Origin of the sequence: Nocardioides plantarum (assembly GCF_006346395.1) — a bacterium.
GTDB lineage: Bacteria > Actinomycetota > Actinomycetes > Propionibacteriales > Nocardioidaceae > Nocardioides > Nocardioides plantarum.
Window position 1 is genome coordinate 616,765 of the sequence record NZ_VDMS01000002.1, and the last position, 18,171, is coordinate 634,935.

Below are 18,171 nucleotides of genomic sequence, written 5' to 3' on the forward strand. Positions count from 1 at the left end.
CTAGGGTGACCCCCATGGTGACGACGGAGGGGGCCGTGGCGACCACGCCCACCCAGCGGCCGGTCGAGGCCCTGCAGGCGCTGGTCCGGATCCCGACGGTGTCCCACCCCGACCCCGGGCGCATCGACGTGGCGGCCTTCGAGCGCTTCGGCGCCGAGCTGGCCCGCCGCTACCCGCAGGTCCACGCGCTCGAGCACGTCGCGATCGCCCGGCACGGCCTGCTCGTGCGCTGGCCCGGCCGCTCCGCCGAGCGGCCCGTCGTACTGATGGCCCACCTCGACGTCGTCCCCGTCGCCGACGACGGCGCCGGCTGGACCCACCCCGCCTTCGGCGGCGATCTCGTCGACGAGGCGGTCTGGGGACGCGGGACCCTCGACGACAAGGGCCAGCTCGTGGCCGTGTGCGAGGCGGTCGAGTCGCTGCTCGAGCGCGGCTTCGTGCCGTCGTACGACGTCTGGCTGTCGTTCGGGTGCACCGAGGAGGTCGCGGGCGACGGTGCCCTGGCGGCGGTCGCCGAGCTGACCGCACGCGGCGTGCGCCCGTGGTTCGTGCTCGACGAGGGCGGCGCGGTCGCCCACGACGCGTTCCCGGGTGTCAGCGCGCCGGTCGGGGTCGTCGGGGTCAGCGAGAAGGGCACGACGTCGGTCGAGCTGCGGGTCGAGGGCCGCGGCGGGCACGCGTCCACCCCAGCCCGACGCGGCCCGACCGCGCGGATCGCCCGGGCCATCACCCGCCTCGACGCCAGCGCGATGCCGAGCCGGCTGCCCGAGCCGACCGTCGAGCTGTTCCGCCGGATGGCGCCGCACGCGCCGCTGCCGCTGCGCGCGCTGATGTCGCGGGCCGACCGGCTCGCGCCGGTCCTCACCCGGGCCCTGGTCCTGGCCGGGCCGGAGTCGGCCGCGATGACCCGTACGACGTTCGCCGTCACCACGCTCTCCGGCTCCCCCGCCCTCAACGTCGTCGCCCAGACCGCACGGGCCGGCGTCAACATCCGGGTCATGGTCGGCGACACCGTCGAGGACGCCCTGGCCCACCTGCGCCGAGTGATCGACGACGACCAGGTGCACGTCGACGTCGTCGACGCCTCCGAGCCCAGCCCGGTCAGCCCGCGCGACGAGGCGTTCGACCTGCTCGCGGCCACGATCGAGGAGGTCTTCCCCGACGCCGTGGCGGCGCCGTACGTGATGATGGCGGGCACCGACTCGCGCTTCTTCACCACCATCTGCGACCGCGTCTACCGGTTCGCGCCGTTCCGGATGACCAAGGCCCAGCGCGAGTCCATCCACTCCTACGACGAGCACCTGCGCGTCCAGGACCTCCTCGACGGCGTGCGCTGGTACTCCCGGCTGCTGGAGTCGCTGTGATGACCACCGTCGCCTCGGCCCCGGCCCGCAGCCTGGCCGCCATCGTCGGGTTCCTGGTCTGCGTCGAGCTGGCCAGCGGGATCCTGCAGGGCTACTACACCCCGATCCTCACCGACATCGCCGACTCCCTGGACATCAAGGACGCCGACGTCAACTGGTTCGAGGCCGCGCAGCTGGTGGTCTCGGCGCTCGTCGTACCCCCGCTGGCCCGGCTCGGCGACCTCGTCGGCCACCGCAAGGTCCTGCTCCTGTCGACCGTCGTGACGGCGATCGGGTCGTGGGTGCTGGTCGTCGCGCCGTCGTTCTCGACGTTCCTCGTCGGCTGGGCGCTGCAGGGTGCCTACGTCGTGTGGCTGCCGCTCGAGGTCGCGATCATCTACCGCCGTACGGCGGGCACCGGGCGGCAGGCGCTGCTCACCCGACGCGCGGCCGCGGTGCTGGTCGGCGCGCTCGAGCTGGCCGTCATCGTCGGCGCGCTCACCTCGGGCGCGCTCGTGGAGTCGATGAGCATGCCGGTGGTCCTGGCGCTGCCCGCGATCGCGGTGACCCTGTGCCTGGTCGTCGTCTGGTTCGGCGTCGAGCGTGACGGGCCCGGGGCGGTCGCCGGCGGCTTCGACTGGACCGGGCTGAGCCTGCTGTCGGCCGCCGTCGCCCTGGTGATGGGCGGGCTGATCGGGCTGCGCGTCGCCGGCCCGGGGTCGCCATGGCCGTGGCTGCTGGTCCTCCTCGGGGCGGCCGCCCTGGTGCCGTTCGCGCGGTTCGAGGCGCGGCACGACGAGCCGATGGTCGACGTACGCCTGCTCGCGACGCCGGGCCAGTGGCCCGTGCAGCTCACGGCGTTCCTGTTCGGCATGTCCGTGCTGGGCGCCCAGATCCCGCTCTCGACGTTCGCCCGCACCGACCCCGACGTCGTGGGCTACGGCCTGGGCGCCGACGCGTCGTTCGTCTCGACCCTGATCGGCGTCTACGTGATCTTCCTGGCGATCGGGGCGTTCACGCTGCCGCTGACGACGCGGCTGCTCGGCGCGCGCGGGGCGTTGGTGTCGGCGGCGCTGCTCGTCTCGGTCGGCTACGCGCTGTGGCTGCCGTTCCACGACTCGACCGGCCAGGCGCTGCTCAACATGGCCGTCGCGGGCGTGGGCTCGGGCGCGCTCGTCGCCGCGCTGCCGGCGGCCGCCGCGGCCGCTGCTCCCCCACACCGCACCGGCTTCGCCACCGGCATGACCAACGCGACCAAGACCATCGGCGGCGCCATCGCCTCCTCGGTCTTCGCCATCGCCCTGGCCTCGGCCGGCTCCATCGACGACCCCGTCGAGGGCCAGGCCCCGCTGTCGGGCTACCTCACCGTGTGGGCGGTGTGCGCGCTCGCCGCGCTCGCCGCGGCGGTGGTGCTGGCGCTGACGCCGCGCAGCTCACCGGACGCACCGGCGGGATAGTCCCTGACGTAAATCAAGATCTCGGCGCGGAGAACCTTGATTTACGTCAGGGACTATCCCGGCCGGGGGTCAGACGACCCGGTGCATCCAGCCGAACGTGTCCTCGCTGCGCCCGAGCTGGACGTCGACCAGCGCCTGACGCACCTGCATGGTCAGGTCGGTGCTGGCCGGGGCCGGCACGTCACCGGCGTCGGACTTGAGCGACCCGACGGGCGTGACGACCGCGGCGGTGCCGCAGGCGAAGATCTCGGTGATCCGGCCGCTGGTGACGCCGTCACGCCACTCGTCGATCGAGAAGCGGCGCTCCTCGACCGGGTGGCCGAGCTTGCCGGCGAGCTCGATGATGCTGGCCCGGGTGATGCCCTCGAGGATGGTGCCGGTCTCGGGGGTGACGATGTGGCCGTCGTCGTGGACGAAGTAGAGGTTCATGCCGCCGAGCTCCTCGACGTACTGACCCTCCTGGGCGTCGAGGAAGACGACCTGGTCGCAGCCCTGCGCGGTGGCCTCCTGCTGCGCGACCAGCGAGCTGGCGTAGTTGCCACCGGTCTTGGCCGCACCCATGCCGCCGCGACCGGCGCGCGTGTAGTCGGTCGAGAGCCACAGCGTGACCGGCTTGACGCCGCCCTTGAAGTAGGCGCCGGCGGGGCTCGCGATGACCATGAACGTCACGTGCTGCGCCGGGCGGACGCCGAGGAACGCCTCGCTGGCGAACATGAACGGCCGCAGGTAGAGGCTCTTCTCCCCACCACCGACGCTGTTGTCGGGCACCCACCGCTGGTCGACCTCGACCAGCCGGTCGACCGCGGCCACGAAGTCGTCGACCTCGAGCACGGGCAGCGCGAGCCGGTGGCTCGAGCGCACCATCCGCGCGGCGTTCTCCTCGGGCCGGAAGGTGTGGATCGACCCGTCGTCGTGCCGGTAGGCCTTCATGCCCTCGAAGGTCTCCTGCGCGTAGTGCAGGACCGCCGTCGCCGGGTCGAGCGTCAGCGGGCCGTACGGCGTCACGCGGGCCGCGTGCCAGCCCTCGCTCGGCGTCCACTCGATGGTGACCATGTGGTCGGTGAAGTGGGTGCCGAACCCGGGGTTGGCCAGGATCTCGGCCAGCCGCTCGTCGGACACGGGCGCAGTCGACAGGGTGGTGCTGAAGTCCATGGCAGACAAGGTAGTCGGGCTTCCTACGAGTGGGCAGGTGCGGTGCACCAGCGTGTGGCCGTGCTGGTTGTCCGAACCGCCATGGCGGAGTGGTGGTGGGGTGACCGCCGGCCCCCGGGCTCAGCCCAACCGCGACGCGATCGCGTCGCCGACCTCCGCCGTACGACGGGGGGCGGCCGGGGTGCGGTCGGCGAGGTCGGCGATGGCCGCGGCCTCGACGGCGCCGGCGGCGTCGGGGTGACCCAGGTGGTCGAGCAGGAGCGCCACCGACAGGATCGCCGCGGTGGGGTCGGCCTTCTGCTGCCCGGCGATGTCGGGCGCGGAGCCGTGGACGGGCTCGAACATCGACGGGGCGGTGCGGTCGGGGTTGACGTTGCCGGAGGCGGCCAGGCCGATGCCGCCGGTGATGGCGGCGGCCAGGTCGGTGACGATGTCGCCGAAGAGGTTGTCGGTGACGATCACGTCGAAGCGGGCGGGGTCGGTCGTCAGGAAGATCATGGCGGCGTCGACGTGCATGTAGTCGACGCTGACCTCGGGGAACTCCGCGGCGACCTGCTGGGTCAGCCGCCACCACACCGCACCGGCGTGCACGAGCACGTTGGTCTTGTGGACCAGGGTGAGCTTCTTGCGCGGACGGCGCTGGGCGCGGGCGAAGGCGTCGCGGACGACGCGCTCGACCCCGTAGGCGGTGTTGACCGAGACCTCGGTGGCGATCTCGGCCGGGGTGCCGACGCGCAGGGCGCCGCCGTTGCCCGTGTAGGGGCCCTCGGTGCCCTCGCGGACCACGACGAAGTCGACGTCGCCGGGGTTGGCCAGCGGCGAGACGGCACCGGGGTAGATCTTCGAGGGGCGCAGGTTGACGTAGTGGTCGAGCTCGAAGCGCAGCCGCAGCAGGAGCCCGCGCTCGAGGATGCCGGGCGGCAGGTTGGGGTCGTTGGGCTTGCCGCCCACCGCACCCAGCAGGATCGCGTCGTGACCGCGGATCTCCTCGAGCACCGTGTCGGGCAGCACCTCGCCGGTCGCGAGGTAGCGCTCCGCGCCGAGGTCGTACGTCGTCTGCTCGAACGTCACGCCGGCCGGTGCGGCGACCTCGAGGACCTTGAGGGCCTCGGCGGTCACCTCCGGGCCGATGCCGTCGCCGCCGATGACTGCCAGCTTCACTGTGCTCATGGGAGAAACGCTAGTTGTCGTCGGGCTGCGGGCTCGCGGTGTCCCACCTGTCGAAGGACGCCTGGACCCCGTTGGGCCGGTCGTCGTCGCGGTTCTTGGCAGGGCCCCACTCGGGGTACATGTCGTACATCGTTCGCTCCTCTGGTCGCGGGTCGACGAGCTGGTCGCCGGGCAGTGCGGGTCACGCCCGGAGATGTCCCCGCGGAGGGGTACCCGTGGATCGCACGGGGTGGATGCCTGCGACGAGCGGATCGCGCTGAGGGGCCGAGGGACCTGGCCGCCGCGAGGACATCACCGGGAGTGGTGAGTGGCGAGGCCAGGAGTGCTGGGAGCACGAGAACCACCGCAACGGGGTGGCCTCACGCCGCAGGATCTAGTCCTGCGTGGCCCCGTTGCGGCACTCGATAAGTACGAACACGCTCCGCATGGTGAGCCGACCCTAGGACGCGCCTGCCGACCGCCGCCACCCACTCGGCCGAACTGTTCGTATGGCGAGACGCGGGTCCCATCATGGGAGACCCGGGGAAACACTCGTCGCATGAGCGCCTCCCCCGACCTCCCCGACGTGGTCGAGCGCGCGTTCGCGGTCTCCCGGCGCGCCGGCTACGTCTCCTTCTGCCGCAACGAGACCGGCCGGCTGCTGGCGATGCTCGCCGCCACCCGCGACGGCACGATGGCCGAGTTCGGCACCGGCTGCGGCGTCGGTACGGCGTGGCTGCGGTCCGGCGTACGCGGCGAGAAGGCGCGGATCGTCACCGCCGAGCTCGACCCCCGCCTGGCCCGCGCGGCCGCGGAGATCTTCGTGGACGACGACCAGGTCGAGGTGCTCGCCGCCGACTGGTCGACGCTGCTCGACAAGGGCCCGTTCTCGCTGCTCTTCCTCGACTCCGGCCAGGCCGACGGCGGCTGGAGCAGCGACGGCAGCGAGGTCGGCGTCGACGCCGTCGCCGACCTGGTCGAGGACGGCGGCATCGTGGTGCTCGACGACTTCACCCCGTGCGAGGGCTGGCCGCCGATCACCTACGGCCGCGTCGACTCCCTGCGCGAGCAGTGGCTCACCGACGAGCGGTTCACCGCCGTCGAGGTGATGGTCGCCCCCGACGCCGCCACCATCATCGCCACCAAGCGATAGTCGTCTCAGCGAGGAACGAGCTGAGACGACGGCCATCGCGCAGGTCGAGCAAGCGCAGCGACCGAGGAACGAGGTCGCGAAGCGCGTCGAGACCACCGCAGGCACCGACCGACCCACGGCCAGCCCGCGAGGAACGGACCTGCGACCCGTTCAGTGCCTGGGCGCAGCGACGGCGGACAAAGCCGGAAGCGCCTCGAGACCACCGCAGACACGTCGGTCGAGGTGCGAGGCGCCCCAGCGCCGAGCCTCGAGACCACCGCAGACACGTCGGTCGAGGTGCGAGGCGCCCCAGCGCCGAGCCTCGAGACCACCGCGGCCGATGTCGTCGAGCTCGATGTCGGCGTCGCCGTCCGGGTCGGGTTGGGTCGGTTGCCGCTGGCCCGGCGACTCGGCCCATCCGGGCGGTGTCTGAGCCACCGAACCCAGGCCCCCCGACCGGCCGTTCGGTGGCTGACTCACCGCCCACGGCCGGGACCACCGCGGGCACCGACCGCCCGATCACGTGGTCGAGTCCGCAGACCGGCTGCGGTGGTCTCGAGGCTCCTCGCTGGGGCTCGTCGCACCTCGACCGACGTGAGAGTGCTCAGATCTCGCCGGGCGCGGCCTTCCTGATGACGATCCGGGTCCAGGCGCCGACGTAGACGCGCTCGTCGGGACGGACCTCGGTCTTCTGGCCCGGTGGCACCGGGGTCGTCGGGAGGGCGCCGAGGGCACCGCCGACGTAGGTGCCGTTGGAGGATCCGAGGTCCTCGACGAACCAGCGCTGGCCGTCGGTGGTGAGCTGGGCGTGGCGGCGGCTGATGCCGGTGTCGCTGCCGAGGTCGAGGTCGGGGCTGATGCCGCGGCTCCTGGAGGCGCGCCCGATGAGGATCGAGGTGTGCCGCAGCGGCGTCACGGTCGGCAGGCCGGGCGAGGGCAGGGGGTCGGTGCTCTGCTGGTCGGCGTACCAGTCGGGGTCGATCCAGATCTCGGCCACCCAGCTGGCCGAGGGGGCTGCCGAGGTGTTGACCGGGGTCTCGACAGGCTCGACCACCGATCCCTCGTTGGTCGAGCCTGTCGGGACCGGCAGGTCGAGCGCGCTCGGCGCCGGCTCGACCGGGCGGGGCCGGGCGCCGGTGGTGAAGTCGTAGCCGCAGTTCTCGCAGAACAGCGCGTTGGCCGGGTTGCCCGTACCGCAGCTCGGGCACTGGTCGGCGACCGCGATCCCCTCGGTCGTGGGCAGCATCCCGGTGTCGTCGGGCGACGCCACAGGCACCGCCGCCGGACCCATCGCGATGCCGCAGGTGTCGCAGTAGTCGGTGGCCTGGGAGGCGTGCCCGGCTGGGCAGGTCTGGCTCATCTCTTCTGGCTCACTTCTTGATCCGGGTGGTCTTGGTGGACGCGGTGTCGAGGGCCATCTCGTCGGCCTTGTCGACGGTGCGCTTGAGCTTGACGGTGCCCTCGGCCTCGCTCTCGACGTCGACGACCTTGCGCAGCTTGGAGGTCGCCTCGTCGTTGCCGGTGGCGGCGGCGAGCTGGACGGCGCGGCCGAGCTTGGTCGTCGCGGTGGCCTCGTCCCCGGCGGCCTTGGCGGCCAGGCCCTCCTGGATCATCGCGGCGAGCTCGGTCTGCCCGGTGTAGTGGGCGACCTGCTGGTCGATCTTGGCGGTGAGCTCGGAGTCGCCGGACCAGGTCGCCTTGACCAGCGCCTGGGTGAGGACGTCGTCGCCGATGGCGAGCTGCACGCGGGCGGCGAGCTGCTCCTGGCCGATCGCCTTGGCGGCGACCCGCACAGCCACGTGGTAGTCGCGAGACTCGTCGGACCACGCGCCAGTCGGGTAGGACCCGGTGAGCGGGTTGACCGGCGTACGGCGGGCGGTGAGGTCCTCGACGGTGGGAGCGACCTGGCGCACGAAGAGCACCTGCGCCCCCTGGGGCGCCCAGACCCGCAGCTGGGCGTCGGCCACGCCGCGCGACATGGAGGCCTGCATCATCTCGCGGAACTGGGCGACCATCTGGTCGGGCGAGGGGATGATGTCGACGGTGCCGAGCAGGGCCTGGGAGATGCGGCGCAGCTCCTGCACCTGCCAGTCGGTGCCGGCGCCGCGGCAGTCGCACTGGAAGTAGCCGGTGGCCCGCGCGATGGCGGCGTCGAGCTTGCCGACGTCCTCGCGGTTCTCGCCGTCGGTGAGCAGGATCGCGTGGCGCTGGGTCAGTCCCTCGATGGAGCCGAAGAGCTGGCCGGCGAGGTCGAGCCAGGTGCTCATCGCGGTGCCGCCGCTGCCGACGAAGCGGGCGATCGCACGCTGTGCCTCGGCGCGGGTCTCGGCGTTGGCCTGCACCATGCCCGGACCGGAGGAGACCTGCGGGTAGGCCAGCATCGCCCGGTCGGAGCCGGCGATGACGGCGAACCAGACCCCGTCGAGGATCTCGCCGACCGCGGTCGTCGCCGCGTCGCGCGCGGCGGCCATCGTCGCCGGGCCCATCGACCCCGACGTGTCGACCATGATCACCTCGCCGGCCGACCCGCTGCCGGTGCCGGTCGTGACCGACCCCGCCCCGGTGCAGGTGACGGTGACGATGGCGTTGACGTCGGTGCCACCGTCGGGCAGGAACTCGTTCTGGTAGGCGGTCGCGGTGAACTCAGCCATGGGTCTCTCCCTCGTCGGTAGCGGAATCATGCCCTGTCGTCCCGGCCGGAGTCCCGGTCGGAGTCCCGGCCGGCGGGCCGACCCGGGCGAGGGCGACGGTGATGTTGTCCATGCCCCCGCGGCCGTTGGCGAACGCGACCAGGGCGACGGCCAGGGCCATCGGGTCGTCGGTCGCGGCGGCGGCGACCTGCTCGGCGAGCTGCGCGGGCTCGGAGGCGTAGTTCCAGAGCCCGTCGGAGCACACCAGCAGCCAGCCGGGGCCGGTCACGGTGGTCTCGGTCAGGTGGGGCACCAGGTCGGGGGCGTCGATGCCGAGCCAGCGGGTGATGGCGTGTCCCTGGGGACCCTCCTCGGCGGCCTTGCGGTCCATGCCCGCCGCGATCTGGACCTGCGCCACGGAGTCGTCGACCGACAGCTGCACCCCCGGCTGCCCGTCGGGGAGCCAGTAGGCACGGGAGTCGCCGATGTTGGCGACGTGGAGCCGAGACCCCTCGAGCACCCCGACGACGTACGTCGCCGACGGCGGCTTGGTGGACCCCTCGGGGGTCAGCGCCACGATGGCCGACTGAGCGGCCCGCACCGACTCGGCGAACACCCGGGCGACCGCGGCGTTGCGGCTCTCGTCGGTGCCCATGCCGGCCGGGAGCGGGGTGAAGAGCACGTCGCGAGCGGCCTTGGCCCCCGCGAGCGAGGCCACGTGGGAGTCGTCGGTGTTCGAGACGCCGTCGAGGACGACGAGGACGGCCCGGTCGGGGGCCTGGGCGTGCAGCGCCATCGCGTCCTCGTTGCGCGAGTGGCGCAGGCCGCGGTCGCACACCCCGGCCACCCACGGCACCGGCTGCTCGCGGAAGTGGTCGCGCTCGCTGGGCTGCTTGGTGCCGCACGAGCCGCAGTATCCGTCGGGTCCCACCTCGGCCCCGCACTGGAAGCAGGGGCGCGGGCCGCCACCGGCGACCGCCGCCCGGGCACCGGGACCACGCGTCGCCGCCGTCATCTCGAACGGCGAGGCCTCCTGCGAGACGTCGACGGGCGCCGCGACCGGCGCCGGCGCGGTGCCGACCGGCTTGCCGCAGGCCTCGCAGAACGCGGCGCCGTCCGCGAGGGGCTCGGCGCAGTGGGGACAGGTCACGGTTGCTCGTCTCTGGTCGGTACGGCGGGGTGGTCGGGTTGGGTGGTCCGGTTGCGGAGGTCTCGAGGCTCGTCGCCGGGGCTCCTCGCACCTCGACCGGCGTCGTGGGCCGACGGCGGTCGAGGTGCGAGCGCAGCGAGCCTCGAGACCCCGTCGCCCCTCACGTCAGGGTCCAGGCGCGCACGGCGTTGGCCCGGTTGACCAGCTCGATGCGCTCGGTGAGGTCGGAGGTGTCGCGGGCCAGCAGGCGGTAGGCGCGCTCGATGCCGTCGCGCAGGCCCGGCTCGGTGGCCTCGACCTGGGAGCCGATGGTCGTGCCCGGGGCGGCCCGGTGCCGCGCGGCGTCGGGGCCCGCGACGATCGCCAGCGCCTGCTCGAGGATGCGCACCTGGTAGCGCCCCTGGGTGGCGGGGTCCATCGACGCCGACTCGATCGAGCGCATCGCCTGGTCGAGCACCCCCAGGTCCGTGGAGCCCTGACCCAGCAGCACCTCGGCGCGCAGCTGACGGCTCTCGGGGTAGCCGCGGCTCGACTTCGGCACCAGGTCGAGCGCCGCGACCGCGCCCGGCGCGTCACCGCGGTCGGCGCGCACCCGGGCCACCCCGAACGCCGCCGGGGCGACGTACGCCGCGTCCGTGGCGGCACAGGTGAGGTAGAGACCCTCGGCGACCCCGGGCAGCCCGCCCTTCTCGCACGCGACGGCGAGCGCCAGCTTGGGCGCGAGCTCGCCGGGTACCTGCTGGTAGACGGCGTTGAACGACGCCTTGGCGGTGTCCCAGTCGCGCTGGAGCATCGCGGCGAGGCCGTCGACCCACAGCGCCCGCCACTCCCACGGGTCGGCGCCCAGCATCTCGGCGGCGACCTCGCGGGCCTGCGCGGCGTCGCCGAGCTCGAGGGCTGCCCGGGCCCGGGCCAGCCGCACCTCGGCGGACTGGTCGGGCGCCTCGTCGGTCAGGATCGTCAGCCGCTCCCCCGGCTCGGTCGCACCGATGCCGGCCAGCCAGCCGTGCTGGGGGTCGGTCGTGTCGGCGCGCAGGCCGGGCAGCTGCGACCACTCGAGCACCCCGCGCGAGGTGGTCGGGGTCTCGAACAGCACCGAGGCGGCCGAGGTCAGCGTCGTGCCCGTCGTACGCCGCGCGACCGTCTCGCGCAGGACACCGAGCAGCTGGGTGCGCAGCTCGTCGGCCGAGGCGAACCGGTCGGCCGGGTCGGGCGCGCAGCACTTGGCGATCAGCCAGTACAGCGAGTCGTGGTCGCGGAACAGCGGCGTCGAGTCCGCCGGCGGGAGGCTGTGCAGGTAGGTGCCCTGGTAGCCGCGGAACTCCATGCAGAGCACGACGAGCGTGCGGCCGATCGTGTAGAGGTCGGAGGCCACGCTCGGCCCGACCGCGGCGACCTCGGGAGCCTGGTAGCCGACCGTGCCGTAGATCGCGGAGTCCTGGTCGTCGATGCGGCGTACGCCGCCGAGGTCGATCAGCTTGAGGGCGTCGCCGACCTGGATCATGTTGTCGGGCTTGAAGTCGCAGTAGACGAGGCCGAGGTCATGGAGGTACTGGAAGGCCGGCAGGATCTCGAGGATGAACGCCAGGGCCTGGTCGACGGGCAGCGGGTCGTAGGCGCCGCCGTTGGCCCGCATCCGCTCCTTGAGCATCTGCTTCAGCGAGGTGCCGCCGACGTACTCCATGACGATGTAGCCGGCGCCCTCGTGGGTCACGAAGTTGTAGATCTCGACGATCAGCGGGTGCTCGACCTGGGCCAGGAACTGCTGCTCGGCGATCGCGGCGGCGAGCGCGTCGGGGTCGCCGGAGTTGAGCAGGCCCTTGAGCACCACCCAGCGGTTGGAGACGTTGCGGTCGCGGGCCAGGTAGATCCAGCCCAGGCCGCCGTGGGCCAGCGCGCCGACGACCTCGTACTGCCCGCCGACCAGGTCGCCCGGCTGCAGCTTGGGCGTGAACGAGAACTCCTGGCCGCACTGCGGGCAGAACCCCTCGGTCCGTCCGGGACGGCCGTCGCGGCTGCGCCCGATCGCGGTGCCGCACCGCGAGCAGGTGCGCTTGTCCTCAGGCACCTGGGGGTCGGGCCGGATCGCCTGGGACGGGTCGACCGTCGGTGCGGGCGGCACGCTGGTCAGGCCCGCGCCGATCCGCGCGGTGCGCAGCCGCTGCGAGCCGCTGCGCTGGCGCTGGGTGGAGATCGAGTCGCCCCCGACACGCGCCGAACCGAAGCGGGCCGAGCCGACGCGGGCCGACGCGGTAGCCGTGGAGGTCTCGACAGGCTCGACCACCGATCGGCCGTCGGTCGAGCGTCCCTCGGTGGTCGAGCGTCCCTCGTTGGTCGAGCTTGTCGAGACCCCCGCCATGCCGCACGTGTCGCAGTAGCCGTCGGCGATGGTGCCCGTGCAGCCGGGCTGGGTGCAGGCGGCGCCGTCGGCGGTGGGCTCCCCTCGTCGGTCGAGCCCGTCTCGTTGGTCGAGCTTGTCGAGACCCACCGCCGGGGTCTCGACAGGCTCGACCACCGAGGACGAGGCTCCCGGCGTGGCCGCCATGCCGCACACGTCGCAGTAGCCGTCGCTGATGGTGCCCGTGCAGCCGGGCTGGGTGCAGGTCATGGCTGTCCTCCGGGGGCGGACTGGGCGTCGACCCAGGTCTGGTAGGTCGTCACGAGCTGACGGGCGAGGGTCATCGGGGCGGGGCGGCGCGCGAGCACGTCGCGGGCCTGGCGCTCGGCGGCGGCGACGTCGGGCCGGTCGGAGACGCCGGTGGCCCGGGCCTTGGCGACGTAGCCGTCGAGGAGCGCGACGAGGTCGGTGTGCTCGGCGAGGGCGGCGGCGTAGGCCTGCTGGGCATGGGCGATGGCCAGGTCGACGCGGTCGAGCCGCGCGAGGTAGGCCGTGATGTCCTCGGGCGTGTCGGGCAGTGGTCCGAGCGCGGTGACGTCGGGGACGGCGTAGCGCGGCGCCGGCTGGACGGTGGCGACGCAGGTGGCGACGAGGGCGGTGAGCTGGGTCTCGCGGGTCTCGAGAGCGGTGCGCTCGCGGCGGGCCTGCTCGAGCAGGCCGCGGGCGTCGCGGCGCCTCTGGTTGCCGACGATGAGGTCGCGCTCGAAGATCGCGGCGTCCTGCTCGAGCGGCGGCAGCAGCCCCCCGACGTCGGCCCCGCGCCGGGCCCGCTCGGCGGCGTCCTCGAGCCGGAGCATCAGCGCGGCGAGGCGGTCGACCGCAGCGTCGCGGCCCAGCGCCGGCTCGAGGCCGACCTGGTCGCGGATCCGCTCGAGCTGGGCCCGCAGGTCCTTGATCCGCGCGGCGGCCGCGTCAGCCCCGGGGGTGAGCGCGAGGCGGGTGCGCAGCTGGCTCGCGACGGCGTCGGCGAGCCGGCAGGCCTCGGGCACCGAGACCCCGACCCCGTCCAGACGGGTCCACACCAGGGCCGTCACCTGCTGGCGCTGGGCCTCGAGCACCCGCCCGCCGTCCCACGTCGCCCACATCTCGGCGTACCGGTCGGAGACGGCCTTCCACAACGACAGCGCCAGCGCCATGTCGGCGCCGACCTCGGCGCCCCGGCCGGCGGCGAGGGCGGCGGAGTCGAGGTCGTCGAGCTCCGTACGCCGTCCGCGCACCCAGGCCTCGAGACCGGTCAGGTAGGTCTGCAGCGCCGCCGGGTCGGGCGCGCTGCCGAGCGGCCCGGGCGGTGCGGGTGCGGGTGCGGGTGCGTCGCTCACGACGGTCATCGGCCGTAGACGGGCTCGGGCTGGACGCCCGAGACCTTGAGCTCCGGCTTGAGCCAGGTGTCGTAGGAGGCCCGCCAGCGACCGTCGCGGCGCATGTCCTCGAGCACCTGGTTGACCAGCCGGACCAGGTCGACGTTGTCCTGGCCGACGCCGATGCCGTAGGGCTCCTTGCTCAGGGGGGCGGTGTCGAGCACCTCGGCGTAGGGATCCTGCGCCGCGAGCCCGGCGAGCACGGTGTCGTCGGAGCTGACCCCGTCGGCGTCGCCGTTCTGGAAGAGGATCATGCAGGCCGAGATGTTGGGGGCCGTGACGATCGTGGCGTCGGGGGCCACGTCGGCGAGATTGTCGACGGTCGTGGTGCCGGCCGGTGCGCAGATGCGCTCGTCGGCGAGGTCGTCGACGCCGTCGATGCCCGAGTCGAGCCCGACGAGCAGCTTCTGCCCTGCTTGGTAGTAGACCTCCGAGAAGGCGATGTCCTGCCAGCGGGTGCAGGTGACGGTGAAGTTGCGCGCGACGATGTCGACCGTCCCGTCCTGGAGGAACGGGATCCGCTGGGCCGCGGTGATCACCTTGAGCTCGACCCGGTTGGCGCGGTCGAGGGCAGCACGGTCGGTCTCGCCGAAGATCTCGCCGGCGATCGCGTAGACCATGTCGATGTCGAAGCCCTCGATCCGGTTGCGTGCCGGGTTGCGGGCGCCGAGCAGCAGGGCGTCGGCGGCGACGCCGGCGACGAGCCGACCGCGGGCCTTGATGGCCTGGACCGCGTCCCCGCCGACGGGTCCGGAGTCGGGGGCGTAGGACCGCAGCTGCGTGCCGTCGTTGTCGCACGGCGTCGTGGTGGGCGGGGACGTCGACGTCGTAGCCGCGTCGTCGGGCCGGGGCACGACGGTGTCGTCGTAGCCGCAGGCAGAGATTCCCGCCAGGACCACGAGGAGGACCAGCAGGCGCTTCACGAGAACTCCCTGCGTCGTACGTCGATGCCTCGGGTGGCGGCTCCGGCGGCCAGGATCGCGCCGAGGAGGGTGATGATCGCCAGCGCGATCGACAGGATCTCGCCGTCGCGGAAGCCGTCGCTCGCCTCCTGGCCCGCGCTGTCGACGACCGCGGCCGCGGCGTCGTCGAAGGAAGCGAGCCGGGCGCGCGGAGACTGGGCGTCGGTGCTGATGGCCGTGGCGACCGCGGCATTCCACCGACCGTCGTTGTCGTCCCCGCGGATCTTGTCGTGGACACCGTCGTAGGCCCTCCACAGCTGCTGGAGCTCACCGTCGGTGTTGTCCAGCACGAGCTGGGACTGCGCGTCGTAGAGCGGCTCGTAGAGGCTCTGCCCGGACCCCCGGTTGACCAGCCCCAGGCTGTCGAAGGCAGCCGCGTTGTTGGCGGCGGTCCGGGCGGTCGCAGCCTCGATGGCCTCGGTGTAGGCGCCGTCGCGGGTGGCGTCGTCGTCGTTGTTCTTCAGCACGGCGTGACCGGCGGTGACGACGGCCAGCACGGCGACCACCGCCGCGGCGACCACCAGGCCGAGGTTGAAGCGGCGCCGGAAGCGCTGCGCGACCTGGCGGTTGGCCCAGAACAGCACCAGCAGCGCCAGCAGCCCCAGGCCGAGGAGCCAGAACGGGTGCTGGCCGTGCATCTCGTCCTCGGCCCGCGCGGAGTTGGTGTCGACGAGCGCGGTGAGGATCGGCTGGGCCTCGGTACGCAGGGTCGAGCCGGCCTCGTTGAGGTAGGCGATGCCGATCGGGAGCTGCTGACGGTTGTAGTCGCGCGCCTGGGAGACCGCGTTGGTGTAGGCCGACACCTTCTGGTTGAGCTCGACCAGCACGTTGCGGTCGGCCGGCTGGGCCTCGGCGGCAAGGGTGATCAGCCGGAGGACGTCGTCGATGGCCTCGTCGTACTCGGCGCGGGCGTCGGCAGGTTCGAGCCCGTCGGAGAGGTAGGAGTTGGTGGCGACGGCGTCGGCACGCAGCAGCAGCGACTGGATCCGTTGGACCAGCACGACCTGCTCGGTGTTGTCGGCGGCGCGACCCGCGGCCTGCCACGACAGCACCTGCACGACCGCGGCGGCGACGCCGAACACCAGGCAAGCGGCGACGGCGAGGGCCTGCAGCCGGTTGAGCAGGCGCGGGACGTTCTCGGAGAACGGGCCCGTGGCGCGGGCTGCGCTCCCCTGGGCCTGCGGCACGGACGGTGCCGACGAGGGTGCCGATGAGGATGCCGCGGACGGTGCCGGGACCGGGGCGGAGGCGGTCTGGCTCACGGTGTCTCCTTGCTCTCCGGTGTGCTCGGCGGGCTCGCGTCGCCCATCGGGACTTCCCCCGAGGCGACCGGCTCAACCTTCGCGACGTCGAGGTCGTCGACCTCGAGGGTCCGCAGCTGGGCGAGCGTGGGCGTCTCGACGTCGCGCAGCCGCCAGGCCTGTCGGCCGATGGCGGCCTCGAGCAGGTTGCGGACGTGGCGCGCGTTGCCGAACGTCGGTCCGCGCTCGACTCCCCCGAGGACCGACCGCAGCCGGTCGAGCACGGGCTCGTCGACGTCGTACTCGGCTCCCGCGGCCATCACGCCGAAGATCTCGACGAGCTCGTCGTCGGTGTAGTCGACGAAGTCGAGGTGGGTGCGGAAGCGGCTCTCGAGGCCGGGGTTCTGGGCGATGAAGACCTGCATCGGCAGGGGGTAGCCGGCCACGATGACGACGAGGTCGCCGCGGTGGTCCTCCATCTCCTTGACCAGGGTGTCGATCGCCTCGGTGCCGTACTGGTCGCCGGACAGCGAGTAGGCCTCGTCGATGAAGAGCACGCCGCCGAGGGCGGACCTCACCACCTCGGCGGTCTTGGCGGCGGTCTGGCCGAGGTAGCCCGCGACCAGCTCGGAGCGGTCGACCTCGACGAGCTGGCCCTTCGTCAGCAGCCCGAGGGCGGCGTAGATGCCGGCGACCAGGCGCGCCACGGTCGTCTTGCCGGTGCCGGGGTTGCCGTTGAAGACCAGGTGGCGGGTGATGTCGGGGTTCTTCAGGCCGGCCTCGGCGCGCAGCCCCTCGACCCGCAGCACCGCCGCCTGCCGGTGGATCTCGGCCTTGACCTCGGCCAGCCCGACGAGGTCGTCGAGCTCGGCGAGGAGCTCCTCGAGCGTCTTCCGGGGCTTCTCGGGCTCGGGGGTCGGCTCGACCGGCACGGCAGGCGGCTCCCCCACGGTGGTCGAGGAAGGCGCGCTGGCGCCTGTCTCGAGGCCACCCCCCGCGGGCGGCGTGAGGTCGTGAAGGCCGGCGATCTTGGCCTGCACCACCGACAGCTGCTGCAGCAGCGACCCGGCGACGTCGTCGCCCAACGTCGGCGCGGCCGGCCGGTGGGTGGTCGGCTGGGCCAGCTGGGCGGCGGCCGCGGTCGCCGCGTTGCCGGTGGCGCGCGGGTCGGGCCGGCCCAGGGACGCACCGGCGAGCGCGACGTCACCCAGGGCAGCGGCGTACGACGGGGCGGCGGGCGAGCCGCCGGAGGCGAGCAGGCTCATCGTCGCCGTCTGTGCCGCGCGGTAGCGACGCCCCCGCGAGGCGGCGTCGAAGTAGGGCTGGGCGGCGGTGGCGCGCCCGGTCTCGGCGCACCAGTCGACGAAGGCGCCCTTGTTGGCCTCCGAGACGGTGGCGGCCAGCGCCTCCCCCTCACGGCGGGCCGTCACCGGGTCGACCCCGGCCTGGGTCGCGACCCTCTCCAGCGCCTCGAGCGCGGCGGCGAGCGTGGTCATGATGGTCCTCCTGCTGCGGTGGTCTCGAGGCTCGTCGCTAGCGCTCCTCGCACCTCGACCGACGTGGGCCGACGGCGGTCGAGGTGCGAGCGGAGCGAGCCTCGAGACCCCGTCACGTGATCGCCACGGCGGTCGAGGTGCGAGCGGAGCGAGCCTCGAGACCCCGTCATGTGGGACTGCCCAGCTGTAGGTCGGGGCCGCCCTCGGAGGCGTGACCGAACTTGGCGTCCAGGAACATGCCGTGCGCGATCAGCGCCTGGGCGTCGGCGCGGTTGGCGGCGTCGAGGATCTTGTCCATCGTCGCGGCCAGCAGCTCGAGCTGCTCGACGAGCACCATCAGCGAGGTCTTGTAGCCGTCGATGGGCCGGGTGTCGGCCCACTCGCGCGGCAGGCGGAGGTAGGCGCCGACCGCCTCGGGCAGGTACGTCGTCGCCGTGGCCACCACGGAGTAGCCCTCCATCGACCCGAGCCCGAGGTTGCGGATGCGCGGCAGCGTGTCGTTGATCGTCCGCGCGATCCGGATCACCCGCGAGGTGACGACCGGCGGGGCGTTGCCCTCGGTGAGCATCGCGTTGACCCGGTTGAGCGAGGCCAGGACATCCTGCTCCGTCGGAGGGGCAGAGACCAGCTCGTCCGATGACGAACCCACCCTTGCCGCGTCGCCGCGGAGTCGCCCCCACCAGTCCCTCAGTCCCACCGGGTG

14 protein-coding genes are annotated in these 18,171 nt (G+C 73.1%); 3 read left to right on the plus strand and 11 right to left on the minus strand.

Going from position 1 to position 18,171, the window contains the following annotated elements; all coding sequences use genetic code 11:
- The first annotated feature begins 14 nt into the window (after positions 1–14).
- Both FJQ56_RS14890 and FJQ56_RS14895 read left to right on the plus strand, forming a co-directional pair.
- Entirely contained in the window at positions 15–1,364 is a 1,350-nt protein-coding gene (locus tag FJQ56_RS14890) for a M20/M25/M40 family metallo-hydrolase (protein WP_140010324.1), read from the plus strand.
- Positions 1,364–2,800: an MFS transporter gene (locus FJQ56_RS14895; RefSeq protein WP_140010325.1), complete on the plus strand. Its 1,437-nt coding sequence runs from the start codon at positions 1,364–1,366 to the stop codon at positions 2,798–2,800. The genes FJQ56_RS14890 and FJQ56_RS14895 overlap by 1 nt, the downstream gene beginning before the upstream one ends.
- Positions 2,801–2,869: 69 nt before the next feature.
- Here the strand turns inward: FJQ56_RS14895 and FJQ56_RS14900 are convergent, their stop codons facing one another.
- Together FJQ56_RS14900 and FJQ56_RS14905 are read right to left on the minus strand one after the other, a co-directional pair.
- Positions 2,870–3,952 (minus strand): branched-chain amino acid aminotransferase, encoded by a 1,083-nt coding sequence (locus tag FJQ56_RS14900; RefSeq protein ID WP_140010326.1) that lies wholly within the window; start codon positions 3,950–3,952, stop codon positions 2,870–2,872.
- 120 nt (positions 3,953–4,072) lie between these two features.
- Positions 4,073–5,122 carry a 3-isopropylmalate dehydrogenase gene (locus FJQ56_RS14905; protein WP_140010327.1) on the minus strand — a complete coding sequence of 350 codons (1,050 nt, stop codon included), beginning with the start codon at positions 5,120–5,122 and terminating at the stop codon, positions 4,073–4,075.
- A 538-nt stretch (positions 5,123–5,660) separates the two neighbouring features.
- On the opposite strand from FJQ56_RS14905, the gene FJQ56_RS14910 reads away from it, so the two are divergent.
- On the plus strand, positions 5,661–6,254 hold the full coding sequence (locus FJQ56_RS14910) for an O-methyltransferase (protein WP_140010328.1): 594 nt from the start codon (positions 5,661–5,663) through the stop codon (positions 6,252–6,254).
- A gap of 583 nt (positions 6,255–6,837) precedes the next feature.
- Here the strand turns inward: FJQ56_RS14910 and FJQ56_RS14915 are convergent.
- The 9 genes from FJQ56_RS14915 to FJQ56_RS14955 form a co-directional block, all read right to left on the minus strand.
- Entirely contained in the window at positions 6,838–7,593 is a 756-nt protein-coding gene (locus FJQ56_RS14915; RefSeq protein WP_140010329.1) for an FHA domain-containing protein, read from the minus strand.
- Between the two features lie 10 nt (positions 7,594–7,603).
- Positions 7,604–8,884, minus strand: coding sequence for a vWA domain-containing protein (locus tag FJQ56_RS14920; protein WP_140010330.1), 1,281 nt, complete (start codon positions 8,882–8,884; stop codon positions 7,604–7,606).
- On the minus strand, positions 8,877–10,013 hold the full coding sequence (locus FJQ56_RS14925) for a PP2C family protein-serine/threonine phosphatase (protein WP_140010331.1): 1,137 nt from the start codon (positions 10,011–10,013) through the stop codon (positions 8,877–8,879). The genes FJQ56_RS14920 and FJQ56_RS14925 overlap by 8 nt, the downstream gene beginning before the upstream one ends.
- Positions 10,014–10,173: 160 nt before the next feature.
- A complete protein-coding gene (locus tag FJQ56_RS14930) occupies positions 10,174–12,621 on the minus strand; it encodes a serine/threonine-protein kinase (protein WP_140010332.1) in 2,448 nt (815 codons plus the stop codon).
- Positions 12,618–13,730 carry a hypothetical protein gene (locus FJQ56_RS14935; RefSeq protein ID WP_140010333.1) on the minus strand — a complete coding sequence of 371 codons (1,113 nt, stop codon included), beginning with the start codon at positions 13,728–13,730 and terminating at the stop codon, positions 12,618–12,620. Before FJQ56_RS14935 ends, FJQ56_RS14930 begins: the two co-directional genes overlap by 4 nt.
- 5 nt (positions 13,731–13,735) lie before the next feature.
- Positions 13,736–14,692, minus strand: a complete 957-nt coding sequence (locus FJQ56_RS14940) for a glutamate ABC transporter substrate-binding protein (RefSeq protein ID WP_140010334.1) — start codon at positions 14,690–14,692, stop codon at positions 13,736–13,738.
- A complete protein-coding gene (locus FJQ56_RS14945) occupies positions 14,689–15,918 on the minus strand; it encodes a hypothetical protein (RefSeq protein ID WP_140010335.1) in 1,230 nt (409 codons plus the stop codon). Before FJQ56_RS14945 ends, FJQ56_RS14940 begins: the two co-directional genes overlap by 4 nt.
- Positions 15,919–15,989: 71 nt before the next feature.
- Positions 15,990–17,468, minus strand: a complete 1,479-nt coding sequence (locus FJQ56_RS14950; RefSeq protein ID WP_140010336.1) for an AAA family ATPase — start codon at positions 17,466–17,468, stop codon at positions 15,990–15,992.
- Positions 17,469–17,634: 166 nt separating this feature from the next.
- The gene (locus tag FJQ56_RS14955; protein WP_140010337.1) at positions 17,635–18,117 is read right to left on the minus strand and encodes a hypothetical protein; all 483 of its coding nucleotides are present in this window, start codon (positions 18,115–18,117) and stop codon (positions 17,635–17,637) included.
- Positions 18,118–18,171 lie beyond the last annotated feature (54 nt).

What these genes read in the sequence shown, in the direction of transcription:
- FJQ56_RS14890 (WP_140010324.1), top strand. Translation starts at nt 15, where the DNA reads ATGGTGACGACGGAGGGGGCCGTGGCGACCACGCCCACCCAGCGGCCG.
- FJQ56_RS14895 (WP_140010325.1), top strand. Translation starts at nt 1,364, where the DNA reads ATGACCACCGTCGCCTCGGCCCCGGCCCGCAGCCTGGCCGCCATCGTC.
- FJQ56_RS14900 (WP_140010326.1), bottom strand. Translation starts at nt 3,952, where the DNA reads ATGGACTTCAGCACCACCCTGTCGACTGCGCCCGTGTCCGACGAGCGG.
- FJQ56_RS14905 (WP_140010327.1), bottom strand. Translation starts at nt 5,122, where the DNA reads ATGAGCACAGTGAAGCTGGCAGTCATCGGCGGCGACGGCATCGGCCCG.
- FJQ56_RS14910 (WP_140010328.1), top strand. Translation starts at nt 5,661, where the DNA reads ATGAGCGCCTCCCCCGACCTCCCCGACGTGGTCGAGCGCGCGTTCGCG.
- FJQ56_RS14915 (WP_140010329.1), bottom strand. Translation starts at nt 7,593, where the DNA reads ATGAGCCAGACCTGCCCAGCCGGGCACGCCTCCCAGGCCACCGACTAC.
- FJQ56_RS14920 (WP_140010330.1), bottom strand. Translation starts at nt 8,884, where the DNA reads ATGGCTGAGTTCACCGCGACCGCCTACCAGAACGAGTTCCTGCCCGAC.
- FJQ56_RS14930 (WP_140010332.1), bottom strand. Translation starts at nt 12,621, where the DNA reads ATGACCTGCACCCAGCCCGGCTGCACGGGCACCATCAGCGACGGCTAC.
- FJQ56_RS14950 (WP_140010336.1), bottom strand. Translation starts at nt 17,468, where the DNA reads ATGACCACGCTCGCCGCCGCGCTCGAGGCGCTGGAGAGGGTCGCGACC.